General features: G+C 33.1%; 1 protein-coding gene. It reads right to left on the bottom strand.

Annotated features, from left to right (window positions below):
- Positions 1-202 precede the first annotated feature (202 nt).
- On the bottom strand, positions 203-1,294 hold the full coding sequence (locus HNQ80_RS25520) for an IS4 family transposase (RefSeq protein ID WP_184314087.1): 1,092 nt from the start codon (positions 1,292-1,294) through the stop codon (positions 203-205).
- Positions 1,295-1,466 lie beyond the last annotated feature (172 nt).

Genomic DNA, 1,466 nt, shown 5'->3' with positions numbered 1-1,466 from the left:
TCGAAGGAAACCTAGGGTTTCTGGTGTTGCATCTTATGAAAAATTTTCATAAATCTTTAAGTTTAATCTGCCTTGATGGAAGTCTCACATCCATTCAATGCAGATTTTTCTTTGTTTTTCACATCATACCATATTCTTCCTAATCAAATAGATAGACTCCTAGTAGGAATTTGTGGGCATTTTTTTTGAAATTATTTTGATTTTATCCACTAAGAATTGTAATGGTGTCTTCATGTTCTAGCAAATTCATCTGCAATAATCCTCTTAATAGAGTAATTGATATTTTAGGACTTAGTTCTAGATGCAATAACCTAAGAAGAATATATGCAATAAGGGCTGAATAAATTTGAATCTTTATGGCATTTTCATTGTATCCTAGCCACTTCTTAATTTTTAGGTTCTGTTTGATCCATTTAAAGAATATTTCTATGCTCCAGCGGAGCTTGTATAGCTCTACTACCTGCTCCGCAGGAGTAACAAAGTCATTGGTGAGTATTTTAAACTCTTCATTTTTCTCATCATAGAAAATAATCTCTCGGTATTGATTCTCAGCTCTCTTATCACTTTTTCCAAGCCAAATTTTTCGATCTTTAAGGGTCTCACTACAGGTTTCATATTCTTCCACTATTTTTGTATGGGCATTATTAATCTGACGTGTAATGAACCTTCTCCCCTCACGGGTCAATTTGTCATAGAGTTTGTACTTAAAATATCCCTTATCAAACAAGTAAAGTGCCTGGGGATCATCGAATAATTCTTCTAGACATTTTCTATCATTGGTTTTAGCTGGTGTAATATTAATCTTCGCAGGAATAGATCTATTAAAATCATACAGGGTAGTGACTTTTATTCCAGCCTTGCCATTCTTATATTCAAGCTTAGGTGCTAGGGAAGCAGCAATTTGTACGATGGTGCCATCAATGATCTTTATGTTATTAAATTGTTGATTCCATATCTTTAATCCTAGTTTCGCTTTTGCAACATCTACTAAATGATAGTACATTTCTTCAAATATCTTAGAGGATCTATTAGCGTTTTTTCTTGATAGTTGTGAGAAACTAGGAGCACCCATAAGTTGCTTGATTTTAGAGCTGTGAATTGCTTTACAACTTAGCAGCCTTAAACTATCTGTACCGCTAAACTGTTGATAAATCATAGCTATTGCATGAGAACGAGTATAAAAATGCTGAGTTTTATAATCCCCATCATACTTATCAACAATTTTGTTGAAGTAACTACCATAAAATACTTGTGTTATTTTCCTTAAAACTGTTTTATTATTTAATTGAGTCATAAAAGCATCTCCTTTGTTTGGTGAGTTAGCGGTAACTCCATTTAACCAAAGGATATGCTTTTTTTCATTGCAAAGATTTTTCCAAAAAGAATATACACAAATTTCTTTGATGCAACACTAGAAACCTAGGGTTTCCTAGCGAAAACAAATTGCCGATAGGCAACTTTGTTCT

Origin of the sequence: Anaerosolibacter carboniphilus (assembly GCF_014205875.1) — a bacterium.
Classification (GTDB): Bacteria; Bacillota; Clostridia; order Peptostreptococcales; family Thermotaleaceae; genus Anaerosolibacter; species Anaerosolibacter carboniphilus.
Note: the sequence above shows the minus strand (reverse complement) of the source record. Positions and strands in the feature narration are given on the sequence as shown.